Origin of the sequence: Yeosuana marina, assembly GCF_011762485.1 — a bacterium.
Classification (GTDB): domain Bacteria; phylum Bacteroidota; class Bacteroidia; order Flavobacteriales; family Flavobacteriaceae; genus Yeosuana; species Yeosuana marina.
Genome location: NZ_JAAKGI010000046.1, coordinates 119,655 through 139,264, shown reverse-complemented (window position 1 = coordinate 139,264; position 19,610 = coordinate 119,655). Strand labels below are relative to the sequence as shown.

The following is a 19,610-nucleotide window of genomic DNA, read 5'->3' as shown; positions in this document are numbered from 1 at the left end:
ATAAATATTTTAAATACTACATGCCAAAGCACCTTTTAAATCCTAACAAGTGGATAGATTTATATGCCGATTACTTATTCAATTACACGATTACTCGCGTAAATGATAAGGAAATGGCGCAGGATTTAGTGCAGGAAACTTTTTTGGCTGGTTTAAAATCAATGAAGAATTTTAAAGGAGAAGCGAGTGAACGTACGTGGCTCATTTCAATTTTAAAACGAAAAATTATTGATCATTATCGTAAAATAAATTCTAATAAAGGAAAAGCTGAAGTTAGAATAACCTATAATAGTGATACAGAAACTGAAGGCGATTGGCTTGAAGAACAAGTGGCTGACCCTTTTGACAAAACAGCCGAAGATAAAATACAAAACGAAGAACTTAGTGACGCCATATATAACTGCTTATCTAAATTACCAGAAAAACAAGCAACAATTTTTAGAATGAAAACTATTGAAGGCTATGAAACTGAAGTTATTTGTAATGAATTAAATATTACGTCGTCTAATCTTTGGGTAATTATTCACAGAGCCCGAACAGCTTTAGCGGCTTGTCTTGAAGAAAATTGGTTTTAATTATGGGTAAAAAACTTAAAATAGGCATTCCTTGTAGTGAAGCAAACTGTGTTTGTGATAAAGCGCAGTACGATGAATCTTCTTTCTTAGAAAAAATTAAACTCAACATTCATTTACTTTACTGTAAAGCATGTAGAAAATATTCTAAAACTAATTCTAAACTTTCATCAGTCATAAAACATTCAAAAATTACCTGCATGAATAAAAAAGACAAGGAGTGCTTAAAGAAAGATTTTGAAAAAGCCATTAAAGAAAATAACCTTGAACTATAAGGTATAACAATAGCCATAAAACTGGTATACCTTCCACCCAAAATGAACAGTAATATTTTCCTTGTCCTTTTTTAGAAAAGACTACAAACAAAATTGATATAATTGTTATAATAAGTAAAGACTCTACCTGGCTTTCTTGTGCATCATCTTTAAAAAATTCTAAAAAAAAGAAAAGCATGCCTAAAACAAACCCCATTATTTTTGTCCTTTTAACACCTATTTTTTGAGGAATTGTAGCAAGTTTTAAGCTATCAAACTGTAAATCTCTAATTTCAAATGGTAACATCAATATGATAACAAATAGAAAGCGTTGAGCACCTGTTATAAGAACATCTTGGTTAATATGATATGTATTATTTAGTAACGGAAGAAAGACAGTTACACCGCTCCATACCAATGCAATTAAATAAACTTTCAATCCTGCAATACTTCGTAAATTATTTTTTTCATCTCTAAAAAATCGCGTAGGCAAAAAAGGTATCGCATATAAAAACGTAATAAGACCAAAACCTGCTATATATAGCATAGTGCTTTCTTCAAGCATTACCCCATAATAACACATCAAAATAAAGCATATAAGCGAAAAAATCTGAATCAATTTCAACCATGTTGTTAAACTACGATGGTGGAATTTTGCTATTCCAAAAAACTTAACAAAATTATACCCTGTTATAGACGCATAAAATATAAAATACAACACATTAGCATCATAGGATATATTAAAATCCATTAGTGTAATCCATGCCATCGAAAACACCGCTAAAGCAACATGTATACTGCTATTGATATAAAAATTTAAAATCTGTTTAAACACATTCATCTTACAAAAGTAATTAAACTGTTAATAAAGCTATTAAATGGTTAAAAACTTTCATGTGTATTACCAAAAAAGGGCTTTTAATTATGTAATTTTGCTCATAAATTTTCAATAAAATTTCTATGAATACAAACGCTTTTGCACTGCGTCATATCGGTCCAAGAGAACACGACCAAAACCTTATGTTAAAAACCATAGGTGTAGACTCTTTAGATCAATTAATTTATGAAACTATTCCTGATGACATTCGTTTAAAAAAAGACTTACAACTTGATGAACCTATGACAGAACACGAATATTTACTTCATATTCACGAACTATCTAAAAAAAATAAAGCATATAAAACATACATTGGCTTAGGCTATCATCCAACGATTATGCCTGCCGTGATTCAAAGAAATATTCTTGAAAATCCAGGATGGTATACCGCTTATACACCGTATCAAGCTGAAATTGCACAAGGCCGATTAGAAGCGTTATTGAATTTTCAAACGATGATTACCGACTTAACGGGTATGGAAATAGCTAACGCATCGCTTTTAGATGAAAGTACAGCGGCGGCTGAAGCTATGAGTTTGTTATTTTCAGTAAGAGAACGAGACCAAAAGAAAAATAACGTCAATAAGTTTTTTGTTTCTGACGCCATATTACCACAAACCTTATCGTTGCTTGAAACACGTTCAAAACCAATAGGAATTGAATTGGTTGTTGGAGATGAAAGCAGTTTTGACTTTTCTAATGAGTTCTTTGGAGCGATTTTACAATATCCTGGCAAAGATGGTCAGATAACGGATATTAAATCCTTTATCAGTACAGCCAACGACAACCAAATTAAAGTTGCTGTTGCAGCAGATATTCTAAGTTTAATAAAGCTTGAAGCACCCGGGAAATTTGGTGCAGATGTTGTTTTAGGAACCACACAACGTTTTGGTATCCCCATGGGATATGGTGGTCCTCACGCAGCTTATTTTGCAACTAAAGAAGCTTATAAGCGTGATTTACCTGGTAGAATTATTGGTGTAACAAAAGACGCTAATGGTAATAGAGCGCTACGAATGGCTTTACAAACACGTGAACAACACATTAAGCGCGATAAAGCTACTTCAAACATTTGTACAGCACAAGTGTTATTAGCCGTAATGGCGAGTATGTATGCTGTATATCACGGACCAAAAGGCTTAAAATTTATAGCAAATAAAGTTCACAATACAGCCTCGACGCTTTCAAATGCCTTAGCAAAATTAGGATTTAAACAGGTTAATAATTCCTTTTTTGATACGCTTCAAATAAAAACAGATTCAAAAAAAATCAAGAAAATTGCCAAAGAGAAAAAGGTAAATTTCTTTTATCCAGATAAGGAAACGGTCACTATTTCCATAAACGAAACAACAGCTGTTAGAGACGTCAACTATATTATTTCTGTTTTTGCTGAAGCCGCTAAAAAAGACACAATTAAAATAGAATATATTTCTGAATCCAATAATATTTCTGAAACGCTTCAAAGACATTCAGATTTTTTAACGCTTGATGTTTTTAACAAACACCATTCTGAAACGGAATTAATGCGTTATATAAAAATGCTTGAGCGCAAAGATTTATCATTAAATCATTCTATGATTTCTTTAGGATCTTGCACCATGAAACTCAATGCTGCTGCAGAAATGCTGCCACTAAGTTGGTTTAAATGGGGTAATATTCACCCGTTTGCACCACTAAAACAAGCTAAAGGCTATCTAACTGTTTTAAAAGAATTAGAAGATCAACTAACCGAAATTACTGGTTTTGCAGCGACTTCATTACAACCCAATTCAGGTGCTCAAGGGGAATACGCTGGCCTTATGGTTATTAAAGCATATCATGAGTCTAATGGAGAAGGACACCGAAATATTTGTTTAATTCCGTCTTCGGCACACGGTACCAACCCTGCAAGTGCTGTTATGGCCGGTATGAAAGTTGTGGTCACAAAATCTACAGCTGAAGGTAATATTGATGTTGAAGATTTACGAGAAAAAGCAGAATTACACAAAGATAATTTGTCGGCATTAATGGTAACTTATCCATCAACTCATGGAGTTTACGAATCTGCTATCAAAGAGATTACAAAGATTATTCATGATAACGGGGGACAAGTTTATATGGATGGTGCTAACATGAACGCCCAAGTAGGATTAACCAATCCAGGAAATATTGGTGCTGATGTTTGTCATTTAAACCTACATAAAACCTTTGCTATTCCTCATGGCGGAGGTGGCCCAGGTGTTGGCCCTATTTGTGTTGCTAAACAACTAGTTCCGTTTTTACCTGGTAATCCTATTGTAAAAACTGGAGGTAGCAAAGCGATTACAGCAATTTCTGCTGCGCCTTTTGGATCGGCATTGGCTTGTTTAATTTCTTATGGATATATTAAAATGCTTGGAGCCGAGGGGTTAACCGAATCTACCAAAATAGCCATTTTAAATGCCAATTATGTTAAGCATCGTTTACAAGGAAGTTTTGACACCTTATACTCTGGAGAATGCGGAAGAGCAGCACATGAAATGATTGTTGACTGTAGACCTTTTAAAGAACATGGCATTGAAGTAACCGATATTGCGAAACGCCTCATGGATTATGGTTTTCATGCACCTACGGTGTCGTTTCCTGTTGCAGGAACCTTAATGATAGAACCTACTGAAAGTGAAAGCAAACAAGAAATGGATCGTTTTTGTGATGCTATGATTTCAATTAAAAAAGAAATTGATGAATCCTCTAAAAATGACATGCATAATATTTTAAAAAACGCCCCTCATACTTTAGAGATGATAACTTCGGATGAGTGGACATTTCCATACTCAAGAGAAGCTGCAGCATTTCCGTTAGACTATGTAAAAGAGAATAAGTTTTGGCCCACTGTAAGACGTGTCGATGATGCTTATGGAGACAGGAATTTAATATGTACCTGTGCTCCAATTGAAGCCTATATTGAGGCATAATTGACACGATGAACATCGTAAAATTTTATACATTTTAATTGGCCTTTAATTTTAACTATGTACTTTCGTATGATGACTAAATTAAAGGCATAATTTTATAATTATGAATATTAAAATTACTGGTACTGGTAGCTATATTCCAGATATCATTGAAAAAAACGAAAGTTTTAATAAGAACACTTTTTTAAATACAGATGGCACACCAATTAATAGTGAAAACACTGTTATCATTGAAAAATTTAAAGCCATTACAGGAATTTCAGAAAGACGCTATGCAAAAGAACATCTAAACTCATCAGATTTAGGTTTTTTTGCCGCCGAAAAAGCTATTATAGACGCGAAAATAGATCCTGAAACTATAGACTATATTATTGTTGCTCATAATTTTGGAGATGTAAAACATAACACTATTCAAAGTGATATGTTACCAGCATTGTCATCCAGAATCAAGCATAGTCTGGGTATTAAAAACCCAAAATGTGTTGCTTACGACATCCTTTTTGGTTGCCCTGGCTGGATTGAAACAGTTATTCAAGCCAAAGCGTTTATAACCGCTGGAATGGCCAAGCGCTGTTTGGTTATTGGAACCGAGACTTTATCAAGAGTTATTGACAAATATGATAGAGATGCTATGATATTCTCAGATGGTGCAGGTGCTGCTATTATTGAAGCTACAGACGATAAGGGAGGCATTTTAGCGCATGAATCCGCTACCTATACTTATGATGAAGCTTATTATTTATACTTTGGAAATTCTAATAATCAAGAATTAGATAGAAATACGCGCTATATAAAAATGGCTGGTCGTAAAATTTACGAATTCGGACTCAATTATGTACCACAAGCCATGAAAACGTGTTTGGATAATAGTGGTGTTGATATAAAAGATGTCAAAAAGATTTTTATACATCAAGCTAACGAAAAAATGGATGAAGCCATTTTAAAACGTTTTTACAGACTTTACAAAACCAATATTCCCGACAATATTATGCCGATGAGCATTCAAAACTTAGGAAATAGTTCGGTTGCTACGGTGCCTACACTTTTTGATTTAGTGAGGAATAACAAATTAGAAAACCACAGCTTAAATAAAGGTGATGTTATTATATTTGCAAGTGTTGGCTCAGGAATGAGCGTTAATGCATTAGTTTACAAATATTAATAACTAAAATTTTCATTTATTTGAAAATTATTAAACCATCCCATTTTATATGGGAATGATTATGTACGAGAAAAGCTATCCAAATAAACGTTATAAACACACTATAGAATTTTTAAATGCTCATGTTTCTAATACTCAGTCTATATTAGATTTAGGTGTTGAAAATCCGTTTACAGACATTTTAAAATCCGAAGGATTCAACGTAGAAAATACCAAAGGTGAGGATTTAGATATTGATACTTCTTCTATTGAAAATTCTAAAGCAGATGTAGTGACCGCTTTTGAAATTTTTGAACATTTATTATCGCCTTTCACCGTTTTAAAATCTATTAAAGCTGATAAATTAGTAGCGAGCATTCCGCTTAGATTATGGTTTTCAACAGCCTATAGAAGCAAAACCGATATGTGGGACAGGCATTATCATGAATTTGAAGACTGGCAGTTTGATTGGTTGCTTGAGAAAGCTGGATGGGAAATAAAAGCGCGCCAAAAATGGACCAATCCAACCAAGAAACTTGGTATTAGACCTCTATTAAGATGGTTTACGCCACGTTATTATATTGTGTATGCTGAGCGCATCAATAATTAAATTCTAAAGGAAAGATATAGAGAAATAAATTTTAACTTTGAGTCCTAAACTCAGGAGTTTGAATTTCTATATAGTCATACCCGCACACAACGAACAAGATTCTATTGGGTTAACCTTAGATTCTTTAGTTCACCAAACACTTTTACCAAAACAAGTTGTTGTAGTAAATGATAATTCAACTGATAATACTCAAGATATTGTAGAAAGTTACAGCACTAAATATCATTGGATTCAATTAGTAAATTCCAAATCGTCTAACGAACACTTACCAGGTTCAAAAATAATCAATGCCTTTTATAAAGGTTTTGAAACTTTAGATAGTGATTATGATGTGATTTGCAAATTTGACGCCGACTTAATTTTTCCGAACAATTATGTAGAGCAGATTGCATTACACTTTAAAAATAACGAACGCTTAGGAATGGCTGCTGGATTTTGTTATGTTCAAAAAAATAATGACTGGATTGTTGAAAACTTAACCAGAAAAGACCATATTCGAGGCGCCTTAAAAGCTTATCGTAAAGATTGCTTTATTCAAATTGGAAAACTGAAACCTTCAATGGGATGGGATACTATTGATGAGCTACTTGCCAAGTATTACAACTGGGAAATTTTAACCGATGAAACACTTCATATAAAACATTTAAAACCAACTGGTATTAATTATAACAAGGCCTCCAAATATTTACAAGGTGAAGCCATGTATAAAATGCGATATGGATTTTTAATTACCTTAATTTCTGCATTAAAACTCGCCTACAGAAAACAACGTTTTTCTTTATTTAAAGATTATATATCTGGTTATTTCAAAGCTAAAAAAGACAAAATACCTTATCTGGTGACTGAAGAACAAGGAATGTTTATTAGAAAATTGAGATGGAAAGGCATGCTAAATAAGTTTATTTAAAACTCCAGTTTTTATAATTACTTGATGCTTCAAGTTTATTTTCTACAGAATCATCTAACTCGGGAAAGAAATCTATACCAGTTAGTTTTTCAATAGAATCGACTGATACGACAAACGAATACAAAGGCTTATTGGAATTTTCATGAGGCATTAAAAAAGCAATCATTTTAATTTTTCCATGGTTATTATCCAAAATGATTTTGTAAAATTGATTGGGCACAGCAACATGCTCATCACCTATCGTTTTTAAACCATCTTGTAAAATACCCCCTGTAACTACGAAAACACCGTCATATTTATTTGCCCAATATCTAGTTTTCTGTTCTAATGTATTCCAAATACCTGCATTAAAATCATGTTCTTGTGGAGATATATTGCTTGTTAAAAAGGTTTCATTATAGGCATTAATATCATACTCTCTATCTCCTGCTGGACATAAATGTCCACGATCATACCCTGAATTCTTGTAGTTCTTCCAACTAGCCGCACCAGTTTTTACAGCCTTATCGATTTCAAAATAAGGTCTTTCAAAATTATTATTAGAAAGTTGAGATTTCTTTAATTCGTAAGCAACCCATTCAGCCTGTTCGTAAGGTTCATTATAGGATAAAGAATAACCGTTATGATGCACAATTTGTCCTGTTGTACTTGTAGGTAAGAAATACTCGTTTGTTTGATCCTTTATGGTTGAACCTTCCTCAACAATGTTGTTTTGCTCTTCGTTATCTAAAAAATACTCATATCCATAAACACCTAAAACAATGAGTATCGCTACAATAGAATATATGTTTCTTTTACTCAAACTAATTAAAAACAAATTCTAAAGGTTTCCCAATATTCCCACTTGGATAGCTTATGTTTAACAGCGCCGACATAGTTGGAGCAATATCTGTTATTTCTGTTTTCTGTAAGGTTTGACCATGTTTGATGCCTTTCCCGAAAAATAATAAAGGTACGTGCGTATCATACTCAAACGCCGATCCGTGTGTTGAACCTGTTTTACTATAAGAAATAACCGCTGGATCGAGCACATAAATAACATCGCCAGAACGCTTTTGACTAAATCCATTTTGAATCAATCGTTCTATTCCTGTGGAAAACGACGTATTACTCATTGCTGTTGCAGTGTATGCTTTATCAATATATTGATAGCCAATAATTTCATTAACAATAGCTTCTTGAACATCATCCAAATCCAAATCTAACTCCTGTATTTTTTTTCTGTTTAAAAATATTTGATTATTCATTATGCTTTCAATCAAATCAGAAGCTCCAAAAGTAGTTTCCATAAAGTTATTTATTTTTTTACTAAAATCTCTAGAATCAAAATACCCAGCAGGAATTTTTACACTTTGCAAATAAGCAGGCACATTAACTGCGGCATGGTCGGCAGTTAAAAATACCGTGTAATTTCCTTTTCCCACTTGATCATCTAAAGATTTAAAAAGTCTTTCAAGATCTAAATCTAATCGTAAGTACGTATCTTCAATTTCTTTAGAGTTAACACCAAAATTATGTCCAACATAATCTGTACAGGAAAAACTTACGGTTAACACATCAGTAATATCATCACTTCCCAATTGTTCTCCCTTAATAGCAGCAATAGCAAAATCAGTCGTTAAGCTATTTCCATAAGGAGTAGATTTTAAGATATCATATCCGCTATTTTCATTTTTTAATGTTGCTAAATCATATGGAAATGTTGCCGTTTCTTTTCCTTTAAAACCACCTTCAAAATTATTTAAGTCACTTCCACTCTCAGTATATGTTGTAATGTTATATAAGGTATTCCATTCTTTTAAATACGAATCTACCGAATGCTTTTTGTTAAAGTTTGTTACCCATTTTGGAAGTTCTTTTATATAAAATGTACTTGAAATCCAGTTCCCTTCATTCTTACCTTGAAACCAATAGGCAGCATTTGCTGTATGTCCTGCAGGTAAAATAGATGCTCTGTCTTTAATTGAAACACCTATTGTTTTTCCTCGCATCTGCGTAAACAATCTGTTTTCATCTCCAAAAGTGGTTGTTTTCATTCTTTGTGGAGACATTTGTCCTGCACTACTTGAAGTCCCAACAGACTGCACAGAATCATCTTCGGTACAATACACACTCTTTTTTAATTCCTTATCATACCAATCATTAGCAATAATACCATGATATTTTGGCGTAGTTCCTGTATAAATTGAGGTATGACCAGGCCCTGTATATGTAGGAATATAATTAAAATGATTATTTTTACAATTAAATCCTTCATTCATCATACGTTTAAAACCTCCATCGCCGTATTTATTGTAAAAACGCGTTAAATAATCATATCGCATTTGGTCGACAACTATCCCAACCACTAACTTAGGTCGTTCATTCAAGTTAGTTGATTTATAGTTCTGTTTGACTTCTACACTATTTTGAGCAACAGAAAACGTGCTGTAAATAACGAATACTATTAAAGTAAATAAATGCTTCATTTTTATTGTTTATTATTAATTTTTCAAAAATACTATTTTTAAAACATCATAATTTAAAATTAAAGTTAAATACCTGTAACTTTTTTTTACTTTAGCACTAATAAATTTAATATGAAATACCTCCATTATATAGGCACTTATTTTTTAATGATTGTCGAAATGTTTCGTAAACCAACTAAATGGTCGGTTATGAAGCAGCTCATTTTAAAAGATATTGACGATTTAATTATAGGCTCGCTTGGTATCGTTGCTTTCATTTCCTTTTTTGTAGGTGGCGTTGTTACCATTCAAACAGCACTAAATATAAGCAACCCATTAATTCCTAAATACCTAGTAGGTTTTGCAACCAGACAATCTGTTATTCTGGAATTTGCACCCACATTTATTTCTATTATTATGGCTGGTAAAGTAGGCTCTTTTATTACATCAAGTATTGGAACCATGCGTGTAACTGAGCAAATTGACGCCCTTGAAGTGATGGGAATTAATTCTTTAAACTACTTAGTATTCCCTAAGTTTATTTCACTTCTACTTTACCCTTTTGTTATATCCATTGCTATGTTTTTAGGTATTTTAGGTGGTATGGCAGCTTGTGTTTATGGTGGGTTTAGTTCGCTTAGCGATTACATTATTGGTATTCAAACAGATTTTATTCCGTTTCATATAACCTATGCCTTTATTAAAACAACAATATTTGCATTTGTTTTAGCAACCATCCCATCGTATCATGGATATTACATGACTGGAGGTGCTCTTGAAGTTGGAAAAGCCAGTACAACCTCGTTTGTTTGGACCAGTGTTGTTATTATATTGTTAAACTATATTTTAACCCAAATGTTGCTGAGCTAATGATAGAGGTAAAAAACATACATAAATCGTTTTCTGGAGTTGAAGTTTTAAAAGGCATTAGTACGTCTTTTGAAAAAGGGAAAACCAATTTAATAATTGGCCAAAGTGGCTCAGGAAAAACTGTTTTTATAAAATGCTTGTTAGGGCTATTTGATTATGAAGAAGGATGTATTGCATATGATGGTAAAGTATTTTCTGAGTTAAGTGAAGATCAAAAGAGAAATTTACGCGCCGAAATTGGGATGGTATTTCAAGGTAGTGCATTGTTTGATTCAATGACTATTGCTCAAAACGTCATGTTTCCCTTAAAAATGTTTACCAAACAAAGTAGAAGCGAAATGGAGGACCGCGTTGATTTTGTTTTGAAACGCGTTAACTTAATTGATGCCCATAATAAAATGCCTAGCGAAGCTTCTGGAGGTATGCAAAAACGTGTTGCCATTGCTCGAGCCATAGTAAATAATCCGAAATACTTATTTTGCGATGAACCCAACTCTGGTCTTGATCCCAAAACATCTATTATTATTGATAATTTGATTCAAGAAATCACCGATGAATATAACATTACAACTGTTATCAATTCTCATGATATGAATTCGGTAATGGAAATTGGTGAAAAGATTGTCTTTTTAAAAGATGGCTTAAAAGCATGGGAAGGTTCTAAAGACACTATTTTTAAAACCGATAACGAAGTAGTAACTGATTTTGTTTATTCTTCTGAGCTCATGAAAAAAGTGCGCCAAATGTATATTGAAGAGAAACAGTAGTTTTATTTTATGCTTGTTATTTTTTTTACAATTTGAAATAAATAGTTTTAAAGTTTAGGCAACTGAGCTTTTCTTTAAACTTCTATTAAGTAATCCCATAGCGACATATAAAAGAGGTGAAATTAATATCTCTTGAATACTACCTGCAAAAACTCTTAAATTTAAGCTAATTGGAGAAATAAACCAATCAAATAAACCCACTGATGTTAGAATACTTAATCCTGAAATATGAACTATATGCCAAATAAAAGACATCCATCTATCGGTTAATTTTCCAAGGTGAAAAGTCCCAACCATATAGACTGCAATTGTAGTTGAAAACTTAATAACATGTCTTATTTTCGAAGTTAATATTAAATCACCATTTTCTAAAAAACAAATGTAATACGCCGAATAAATGACTAAAATAAATACTAGTCCAGAAATGAAGCGAACCTTATCCGATTTGTATAGATTCATTTTTAAAGTTGATTTTACGACTATAAAACACCCAAATTAAAAAAGTAGCTGTATAAACGATAATTTTAAATAAATAATGATGAGCAAACTGGAAGTAAGCGTGAAAATATTCTTGTAAATATATTAAGCCCACACATCTAAGTATGTTAATAAAGTCCAGAAGTATCACCCCTAGAATAATATACAGTATTTTACGAACAATCTTTGAAGGCATACATACAATAAAACCTATATATAAAACCAACAATTCTAAACCATTACAAGCGTGCGCAATATTTAAAACCTTGTAATTATTATGATATATAACAGAACTTTTAATGTTTGTTGTTTCTCCTCCTAAAACTTCAGTATAAATTTCCTCTTTTGCAGTAAAGCCAGACATAGGGCTCAAATTATTTAAAACAAAAGCGGAAGATACAGCAACATGCGATGTTAGCAGATTATTTAATACGTTTGAATCTAACAAAAAAACTCCGTAAATAATTTCCCAAGCAATAAAAAACAATAAGGCTTTTCCTAGAAAAAGCCTTATTGGTAACGGAATTTCATTTTTTAATGAATTAAATTTCATCATTTTTACTTCCACGTAATTTTTTAACTCCAAAAGCAGCAGCACCAATTAATAGAATACTAAGACCTCCATCTAATGGAACGCTTGGTGTTTCACACTCTCCTTCTCTTTGGCGTTCTCTTTTGTGTTCTCTTTCTACTTTCTTAGGTTTTTTAGGTTTCCAATCATTATGCTTTTCCCTTTTTGGTTTATTTCCTCCAAAAGTAGTTGCATTCGTGTTAGTTGAAAATGTTAAAGCTAATAGTATTAAAATTGCCCTAATGGTTTTTAAAAAAGTTTTGTTAATCTTCATAATTTATTTTAACGAGGTTAATAGCAAGACTAAATTATACACTATTTTAATTTGAAAGGAATTTTTCCGACAAAATTCAAATTAAAACTTTAAAATGTGTTTCCTAAGTAGTAACAGATTTTGTTAATTCTTCGGAACTCATGAAAAAAGTGCGCCAAATGTATATTGAAGAGAAACAATAATACATTATATATTAATTTTTTATCTTATAGTTTTATTGAATTGTTTTAATAACTCTAAAACTCTAAGTTAAATAGCTTATCTTTAACAATGGATATATATCCGTTGATGTCAATATAATTCTTTACGCATCTCTAGTAATCAACTTAATGCCTTATTACTAGAGGAAAATCCACAACAAGAAATTTCAATTTAACGCTTTACTTAACTCATTAATCTGTGATTCGTTTCAATTTAAAACAGAATTATATGGCTTTATTAAAAATGGGAGTTATTGGTACCTCAAAAAAAGAAGACGAAAGACGTGTCCCAATCCATCCTGAACATTTAAAAAGACTTCCAGAACACATACGCAAGCAACTCATCTTTGAGAGGGGCTATGGCAAACCGTTTAATATTGAAGATGAGGAAATTATTGAACTTACTGGAGGCATGGCCACTCGCGGTGAAATATTATCTGATATAGGATCCGTGATTATAGCCAAACCAATCCTCTCAGATTTAGAAGAATTAAAGACAGGAGGTGTTTTATGGGGGTATCCACATTGTGCCCAACAAATGCAGATCACACAAACAGCCATTGATAAAAAATTAACCTTGATCGCTTTTGAAGATATGTATGTCTGGGGTCCAAATGGCCAAATTGGTAGACACACCTTTTACAAAAATAATGAAATGGCTGGATACTGTGCAGTTATACATGCCCTACAATTAAAGGGAATTGACGGTCATTATGGGAATCAAAGAAAGGCTATCATATTCAGTTTTGGAGCCGTTAGCCGAGGCGCTATTTATGCGTTAAAAGCTCATGGGTTTAGAGATATTACTATCTGCATTCAAAGACCAGATCATGAAGTACGAGAAGAAGTTTTGGATGTTCATTATGCAAGAATTAGAAACGGGAACAACAATGAACCGCGATTAGTTTTAGTAGAACACGATGGGTCTGAACGACCTTTATTGGATTTAATTCATGAATCTGAAATCATCATTAATGGAACCTATCAAGATGTAGACGACCCTATTAATTATGTAAATGAAGATGAAAAATCAATGCTAAAACCTGGTACGCTAATAATTGATGTGAGCTGCGATGAAGGCATGGGGTTCTATTTTGCTAAACCCACTACATTTAAAAATCCTATCATTTCAATAGATACAATTGATTATTATGCGGTAGACCACACCCCTAGTTATTTTTGGGAAAGTGCGTCTAGATCAATTTCAGCAGCTATGATTGTGCATTTACCTTCGGTTATTGGTGGTCGAGACCAATGGCCGGAAAACAAAACCATCAAAAACGCCATCAATATTGATAAAGGAGTTATTGTTAAAGATACAATTCTTAGATTTCAGAATCGTGAAAAAGACTATCCACATTACGTGAAATAATTGGCATGTGTTTTATGAAAATTATTATCGGCAGTATTTTTCTAATTAGAATTTTTTGAATTGGTATCCTTTAGACATCAACTTATGTATTAATTCATCTAAATGTAAATACAATTTATCTTTTCTTAATGGATTTGTACCTGGATGAATAAGTAAATGAAAACCATTCATTCCTTTTAATTTTTCGTAGTTATAAATGCTTTCTAAAATAGCCTCACTTGAAATATAGTTTGACATATCAGGAGTTGTATAATCGGCATTAGATCTTGTTCCTGGCGAATAATTTACTGTTGTTTGATTAAGTTCTTTCGCTATTTGTACAACCTTTGTATTACACCATTCATAAGGAGGTATAAAATAAGAAGCATTAGCCCCTAAGTCTTGTAATATCTTTAAGTTATTCAGTATATCCTCCTTTATTACATTTGGAGTATGTAGTAAGCTATCTTTTTTTGACCAATCGCAGTACAAAAGATGCTTATCTGAATGAGCTCCAACATAATGTCCTTGACTTATAATACGTTTTACCAAATCAGTGTGATTGCGAACAAAATCACCAGTAAGAAAAAATGAAGCCTTAATTTTTTTATTTTGTAAAACCCCTAGAACATGGTCAAAACCTTCATAATAATCATGTCCAGTAAAACATAAATAAATGTTTTTTTGCAAGGTATCGGACCTTATTAAAGCACCTTCTTGATCAATTATGTTTTGTGCTTTTGCAATATTAAGCACCCCTAAAATAAAAATAGATAGAATAATTCTATTCATTACTTAAGCGTGTTAATATGAGTAATAGTTCGGCAGAACCATCAAGTGTAGGCTCATTAGTGCTATAGTCCATCCAATCGTCTCTATATTTGATATGATGTGGTTGAAAATTCTCATATTCATCAGGTTCAGAAAGGTTAATGGCTATCATTTTTTCTAAAATAGTTGTCCAAATTGGACCATCAACCAAACTTCCTTTAATAGATTCCTTATTGATTTTCCAAAAAGGCATATGAACATCTACTGGTGTATCGGCATTTTCGGGAATCTCTGTAATCATGCTAGAATTCCACGGGTTAAGACCGAGCAACCAATTAACGTGATTCTGCATTAAAGATCTATATTCTTTTGATCCAGTCATTTCTTCATACAGCATACATTGCGTCGCCACAGCAGCAGCAAGATTGTTTGAACACCAAACAAATAAGTGTCCAACACCATAAGGATTGTCATCTGCTTTTTTTTGGATTCTTTCTAAGTTATGCTTGTAATACGCAATCATTTGCTGTTTGTCTTTGGCAGACCCCACTTGCCATAATGCATAATGCCCGATGTTAACAAAAGGATACATTTCATAATGGCCAGTTGTATCACGTTCCATCCAAGACCACGTTCCAATAATTTTGGCATATTTACGAGCATCCTTCAAAAGCTTCTCCTTTTTAGAAACCTTGTACAGTTGTGCAGCGGCCCATTCCATATCGTCTGCCCAGGTATTCTCTTCATAGCGGTAGGGTGCTCCAAAGCTATTGCCCTGCTGATATCCTTCATTTTCCTGACCCATTTTATAAAGTTCAAGAGCAGCTTGCAAGCAAGTTTTTGCAAACGCTTCATAGCCCTCTAAATTATTAAAAACCTCGTAACCTAAAGCTAAAGTAGCTGCAGAACGCCCTGCTAAATTTGAAACACCAGTGGCCTGACTTTTATATTTTGAAAGACCTTGAGGTTTTCCATTTGCAAAATAAACAGGTCGAAAACTATTGGGTCCCCAACCATAATCGGCATTTTCCTCATGCGGTAATTTAAACCCACGATGATCTCTGTCATCCGCAACTTGATGATATAGCTCATTGGGTTTAGGATGGAGTTTTAATATCCATTCAAGACCCCACTTTGCTTCATCTAAAATATCAGGTAAATCATTTGCACCCTCTAATCCTTTTGAGTTAAATTTATCTTCAAACTTTTTGGGGTTCATCTGATATGCCATAAGCAATCGTGCAGTTGTATTGCTTCCTGTGATAAGATATTTTAATTGGTCGCCTGCATCATGCCAACCGCCAGTAGCGTCAATTTGTGTTGAATCTGGTCTGATTCCAAAAAAACTCAATCCATCTTTTTGGTGACAGAACTTTTTAGTATGTGGATTAAAACCACATCGTTGCGTTCTAATAAACCCAACGACATCTTCTTGCCAATTTGGATAATTACCAATATGAAACGTACTACTTACAATATTCTCGTCGTTGAATTCAAAATAATAGGTGCCTTCTTTCCTGAAATCCGAAAAGTCTATAACATAATAATTTGAAAATGGATACCATCCATTTTCAACAAGCAATCCTGAATATTCTTTTAATGCGACTCCCTTTTCATCTTTTAAAATCAATAAAGGCTTTATCAATTCTTTTTTACTTAATATGATTGCTTTTTTTGGATTATCTATTGGATATCCAGCTAAATTGATTCTTATCTCAACATCCTGACCTGCTTTAGAGAAATTATAGCAAAAACAAAGCAGTATTATAATAATTCGAGTAATCTTCATATCCAATCTTTTTAAAAAATATAATGAACTCTAGTAATTTAAGGTTTTCAGTACGTTAAATCTAAATTCATTTTCTTAAAAGTATCAATCCTTTTAATATAAATACAGTAACAAAAAACGATTTTATAAAATTGATATGGTAAATATTACCAATCAATATTTTTATCAATAAATTGAATTAAACTTTCTGCTATTTCTTCCTGCTCTTTTAAAGAAGGATGTCCACTTGTTTCTTTGTAGGGAATAAAATGCGTATATATCTTATTATCATTTAACTTAGCAACGGCTTCTTTAATATAACTTACCCATTTTGAACCTTTTTGGGTAGCATCCATACTTCCTAGAATACATATAATCTTTGATTTGGGATAATGCTTCCTTATGTTCTCTACAAATTGTTGATATGACTTAATAAAATAGTCGTCATTAGGAACAGTAGAGCCAAATCGCTTCTTAAATTCATTTGAACCAGGCATATTAACTAACCAAGAATCATTCTGAAAAATATTAATAACAACTATATCCGGATTATACAAAGAAAAATCCCATTTACTATTTTCATCGGTAGGAATTAATCTATCATACATTTCAGGCATAATTAAGGGAAACCAGCTAATTGTCATACCAATTCCACTTTTACAAATACATTGATATTTTGCATTGTAGTGCCTTGCAGTAATTGCTGCATAGCTTAAATAGTTATTAGTATACGTACTATCTGGTATATCTCTACCAGATGTATCTTCAACAGCATAGCCAGCGGTAATAGAATTTCCGTAAAATTCTATTTTCTTTTTTTGAGGCAAAGATTTTGGCAATACTTTTGAATGTCCTTGAATATGAAATCCGTAAAAAGAAGATTTTCCTCTATTCCATTCCGTTCGTTTAAAAATTTCAACAGTATGCTTTCCTTCTGGCAGTTTTGAAGCAAATTGATAATATTGTTTGGTTGTGTCTGGTCTAAAAATTGAAAGACTATCATTATCAATCATAACATTATAATAATTATCTCCTGTTTCATCTTTAAATAATGCCGATATGGATTTCCCTTCAAAATTTAATTTTATTGAAGTTCCAGACCAATATAAATCTACACCTTTAATTTTTGATGAATCTATTCTACCAGAATAGTCTATTTGTGAATTTGTATAGCCTACAAATAAACCTCGTTGAGTCGAACAAGCACAGAGTAAGATTAGCGTTACAAGTAAAAAAAAATTATTATATAAAATTTTCATGCTTTTATATGGTAAATTGTTTTAATTGATTCTTCAATTTTCACGTTTTATAACCAACGTATCTAAACTTAATTTTAGCTTTAACCACTTTTTTAGTTTTTCACTATCTTTTACTTTAGATTGTTCATTTGATAAGGAATCAATCCATTTTACAGTAAAAACAGGAATTGTGTCAGTCTTTGTGAAATTGGTATTAATAACATTGGCAAAGGAAAACTGATCTAAATTTTCATAATTAATCTTCACCTCTTTCGTTAATTCATCAAAGGGAATATAATTCTTTTCTAGTTTAGACAACTGCCTTACCTTACTCTCTAAAAATATAATTTTTTGACTTTGAGATAACAAATCTAATGAGTCTCTAGAACGAAGTTCTTCCATATATTTGAAATTATCCAAATTCTTTGATTTGTTTTGATTGAATACTAACTGCGTATTATGTAAAGCGTGATATTGAGTCATTCGTTTCTTAAGAAGTTCAATCGTAGAATCTGGAATTTCATCCAAACCAAATGTATTTAGTTCTATGGAGTGTGTTTGGCTATCAGTATAATTATAAATAGCATTTTGTTTTATGTATTCAAAATGTGGTAATACAGCTAGTTCATTATCAACAAAGGCCCTAGCATCTCTGTTAAAATTACTTTCTTGTAACACCGATATAAATGTCCATACTGCAGGCACCATAACCACAATAGCAACTAAAGAAGCTATTCTTCCTATAAGTTTACGTTTAGCGGAATTAACATACTTAAGCATAGGAAACCTGAGGACTTTTAAAACTAAAAAAGTTGCTAAACCAATAAAAATGGTATTAATGGTGAATAAGTACATAGCACCACCAAAATATTGCCAATTACCTTTTGCTAACCCATAACCCGCAGTACACAGTGGCGGCATTAAAGCCGTTGCGATAGCAACTCCAAAAATAACTGAGGCGATGGTACCGCGTTTAGTTCGTGCAATAATTAATGCTAGACCACCAAAAAATGCAATAAGAACGTCACGAATATCAGGTTTTACACGACCTAAAAGTTCTGAAGTATCCTCACTCAGTGGAAATAAATAAAAGAATAAAAAAGCAGTGATTAAACTAAGAACAATCATGATTCCTAGGTTAATTAATGATCGCCTTAAAGTATCAACATCGTTAATGGCAATAGATAACCCAACACCAAGAATAGGCCCCATAAGTGGCGAAATTAACATGGCGCCGATAACTACTGCTGTAGAATTAGCATTTAAACCAATAGACGCCACAAATATGGAGCAAACCAAGATCCAAGCTGTAGCACCTTTAAATGGAATATCATTTTTAATAGCTTGTATTGTTGCGTCTCTGTCTGTATCTTCTCTAAAATCTAATAATTCTTTTAAGAACTTTTTGACACTATCAAACAGACCTTGAGCATCTTTTTTAACGTCTTCTTTAGATTGCTCTACCGACTCGTCTCTTTTGGTATTTTCATCCGAGACATTTAATTTATTTTCCTCCATGTTGATTAATTAGCACTTGCCGACTAATATAAATATAAATTTTAGATATTTAAGTACTCCTTAA

Annotated in this window: 19 protein-coding genes; 9 read left to right on the top strand and 10 right to left on the bottom strand. The window is 32.5% G+C overall.

Annotated elements, in window-relative coordinates; genetic code table 11:
* Positions 1-20 precede the first annotated feature (20 nt).
* On the top strand, positions 21-575 hold the full coding sequence (locus G5V56_RS18305) for a sigma-70 family RNA polymerase sigma factor (protein WP_166967884.1): 555 nt from the start codon (positions 21-23) through the stop codon (positions 573-575).
* Positions 576-577: 2 nt separating this feature from the next.
* The gene (locus G5V56_RS18300) at positions 578-847 is read left to right on the top strand and encodes a hypothetical protein (RefSeq protein ID WP_166967882.1); all 270 of its coding nucleotides are present in this window, start codon (positions 578-580) and stop codon (positions 845-847) included.
* Here the strand turns inward: G5V56_RS18300 and G5V56_RS18295 are convergent.
* Positions 822-1,667, bottom strand: coding sequence for a UbiA prenyltransferase family protein (locus G5V56_RS18295; RefSeq protein WP_166967880.1), 846 nt, complete (start codon positions 1,665-1,667; stop codon positions 822-824). The two genes, G5V56_RS18300 and G5V56_RS18295, sit on opposite strands and share 26 nt — an antisense overlap.
* A 119-nt stretch (positions 1,668-1,786) precedes the next feature.
* On the opposite strand from G5V56_RS18295, the gene gcvP reads away from it, so the two are divergent.
* From gcvP to G5V56_RS18275, 4 genes are all read left to right on the top strand, one after another.
* Positions 1,787-4,636 carry an aminomethyl-transferring glycine dehydrogenase gene (gcvP, locus tag G5V56_RS18290; protein ID WP_166967878.1) on the top strand — a complete coding sequence of 950 codons (2,850 nt, stop codon included), beginning with the start codon at positions 1,787-1,789 and terminating at the stop codon, positions 4,634-4,636.
* Positions 4,637-4,739: 103 nt separating this feature from the next.
* Positions 4,740-5,798, top strand: coding sequence for a 3-oxoacyl-ACP synthase III family protein (locus G5V56_RS18285; protein ID WP_166967875.1), 1,059 nt, complete (start codon positions 4,740-4,742; stop codon positions 5,796-5,798).
* A 61-nt stretch (positions 5,799-5,859) separates the two neighbouring features.
* Positions 5,860-6,387 (top strand): class I SAM-dependent methyltransferase, encoded by a 528-nt coding sequence (locus G5V56_RS18280; RefSeq protein WP_166968022.1) that lies wholly within the window; start codon positions 5,860-5,862, stop codon positions 6,385-6,387.
* 58 nt (positions 6,388-6,445) lie between these two features.
* The gene (locus G5V56_RS18275; RefSeq protein ID WP_166967873.1) at positions 6,446-7,294 is read left to right on the top strand and encodes a glycosyltransferase family 2 protein; all 849 of its coding nucleotides are present in this window, start codon (positions 6,446-6,448) and stop codon (positions 7,292-7,294) included.
* Here the strand turns inward: G5V56_RS18275 and G5V56_RS18270 are convergent.
* On the bottom strand, positions 7,287-8,096 hold the full coding sequence (locus tag G5V56_RS18270) for a DNA/RNA non-specific endonuclease (protein WP_166967871.1): 810 nt from the start codon (positions 8,094-8,096) through the stop codon (positions 7,287-7,289). The genes G5V56_RS18275 and G5V56_RS18270 overlap by 8 nt on opposite strands.
* 1 nt (position 8,097) lies before the next feature.
* On the bottom strand, positions 8,098-9,762 hold the full coding sequence (gene pafA, locus G5V56_RS18265; RefSeq protein WP_166967869.1) for an alkaline phosphatase PafA: 1,665 nt from the start codon (positions 9,760-9,762) through the stop codon (positions 8,098-8,100).
* Between the two features lie 111 nt (positions 9,763-9,873).
* Between pafA and G5V56_RS18260 the strand changes: the two genes are divergently transcribed.
* Together G5V56_RS18260 and G5V56_RS18255 are read left to right on the top strand one after the other, a co-directional pair.
* Positions 9,874-10,611: an MlaE family ABC transporter permease gene (locus G5V56_RS18260; protein WP_166967867.1), complete on the top strand. Its 738-nt coding sequence runs from the start codon at positions 9,874-9,876 to the stop codon at positions 10,609-10,611.
* Positions 10,611-11,378 carry an ABC transporter ATP-binding protein gene (locus tag G5V56_RS18255; protein ID WP_166967865.1) on the top strand — a complete coding sequence of 256 codons (768 nt, stop codon included), beginning with the start codon at positions 10,611-10,613 and terminating at the stop codon, positions 11,376-11,378. The genes G5V56_RS18260 and G5V56_RS18255 overlap by 1 nt, the downstream gene beginning before the upstream one ends.
* A 54-nt stretch (positions 11,379-11,432) precedes the next feature.
* On the opposite strand, the gene G5V56_RS18250 is transcribed toward G5V56_RS18255, so the two are convergent.
* From G5V56_RS18250 to G5V56_RS18240, 3 genes are read right to left on the bottom strand one after another with little or no spacing between them, the layout of a single operon-like run.
* Positions 11,433-11,837: a hypothetical protein gene (locus G5V56_RS18250; protein WP_166967863.1), complete on the bottom strand. Its 405-nt coding sequence runs from the start codon at positions 11,835-11,837 to the stop codon at positions 11,433-11,435.
* Positions 11,815-12,411: an archaeosortase/exosortase family protein gene (locus G5V56_RS18245; protein ID WP_166967861.1), complete on the bottom strand. Its 597-nt coding sequence runs from the start codon at positions 12,409-12,411 to the stop codon at positions 11,815-11,817. The genes G5V56_RS18250 and G5V56_RS18245 overlap by 23 nt, the downstream gene beginning before the upstream one ends.
* Positions 12,398-12,700 (bottom strand): PID-CTERM protein-sorting domain-containing protein, encoded by a 303-nt coding sequence (locus G5V56_RS18240; RefSeq protein ID WP_166967859.1) that lies wholly within the window; start codon positions 12,698-12,700, stop codon positions 12,398-12,400. Before G5V56_RS18240 ends, G5V56_RS18245 begins: the two co-directional genes overlap by 14 nt.
* 429 nt (positions 12,701-13,129) lie before the next feature.
* Between G5V56_RS18240 and G5V56_RS18235 the strand changes: the two genes are divergently transcribed.
* A complete protein-coding gene (locus G5V56_RS18235) occupies positions 13,130-14,272 on the top strand; it encodes a N(5)-(carboxyethyl)ornithine synthase (RefSeq protein WP_166967857.1) in 1,143 nt (380 codons plus the stop codon).
* Between the two features lie 45 nt (positions 14,273-14,317).
* On the opposite strand, the gene G5V56_RS18230 is transcribed toward G5V56_RS18235, so the two are convergent.
* From G5V56_RS18230 to G5V56_RS18215, 4 genes are all read right to left on the bottom strand, one after another.
* Positions 14,318-15,043 carry a polysaccharide deacetylase family protein gene (locus G5V56_RS18230; protein WP_166967855.1) on the bottom strand — a complete coding sequence of 242 codons (726 nt, stop codon included), beginning with the start codon at positions 15,041-15,043 and terminating at the stop codon, positions 14,318-14,320.
* Positions 15,036-16,811, bottom strand: coding sequence for a glycoside hydrolase family 9 protein (locus G5V56_RS18225; protein ID WP_166967853.1), 1,776 nt, complete (start codon positions 16,809-16,811; stop codon positions 15,036-15,038). Before G5V56_RS18225 ends, G5V56_RS18230 begins: the two co-directional genes overlap by 8 nt.
* Before the next feature lie 146 nt (positions 16,812-16,957).
* On the bottom strand, positions 16,958-18,049 hold the full coding sequence (locus tag G5V56_RS18220; protein WP_166967851.1) for an SGNH/GDSL hydrolase family protein: 1,092 nt from the start codon (positions 18,047-18,049) through the stop codon (positions 16,958-16,960).
* A gap of 33 nt (positions 18,050-18,082) precedes the next feature.
* Positions 18,083-19,546 (bottom strand): DUF389 domain-containing protein, encoded by a 1,464-nt coding sequence (locus G5V56_RS18215; protein ID WP_166967849.1) that lies wholly within the window; start codon positions 19,544-19,546, stop codon positions 18,083-18,085.
* Between the last annotated feature and the right edge of the window lie 64 nt (positions 19,547-19,610).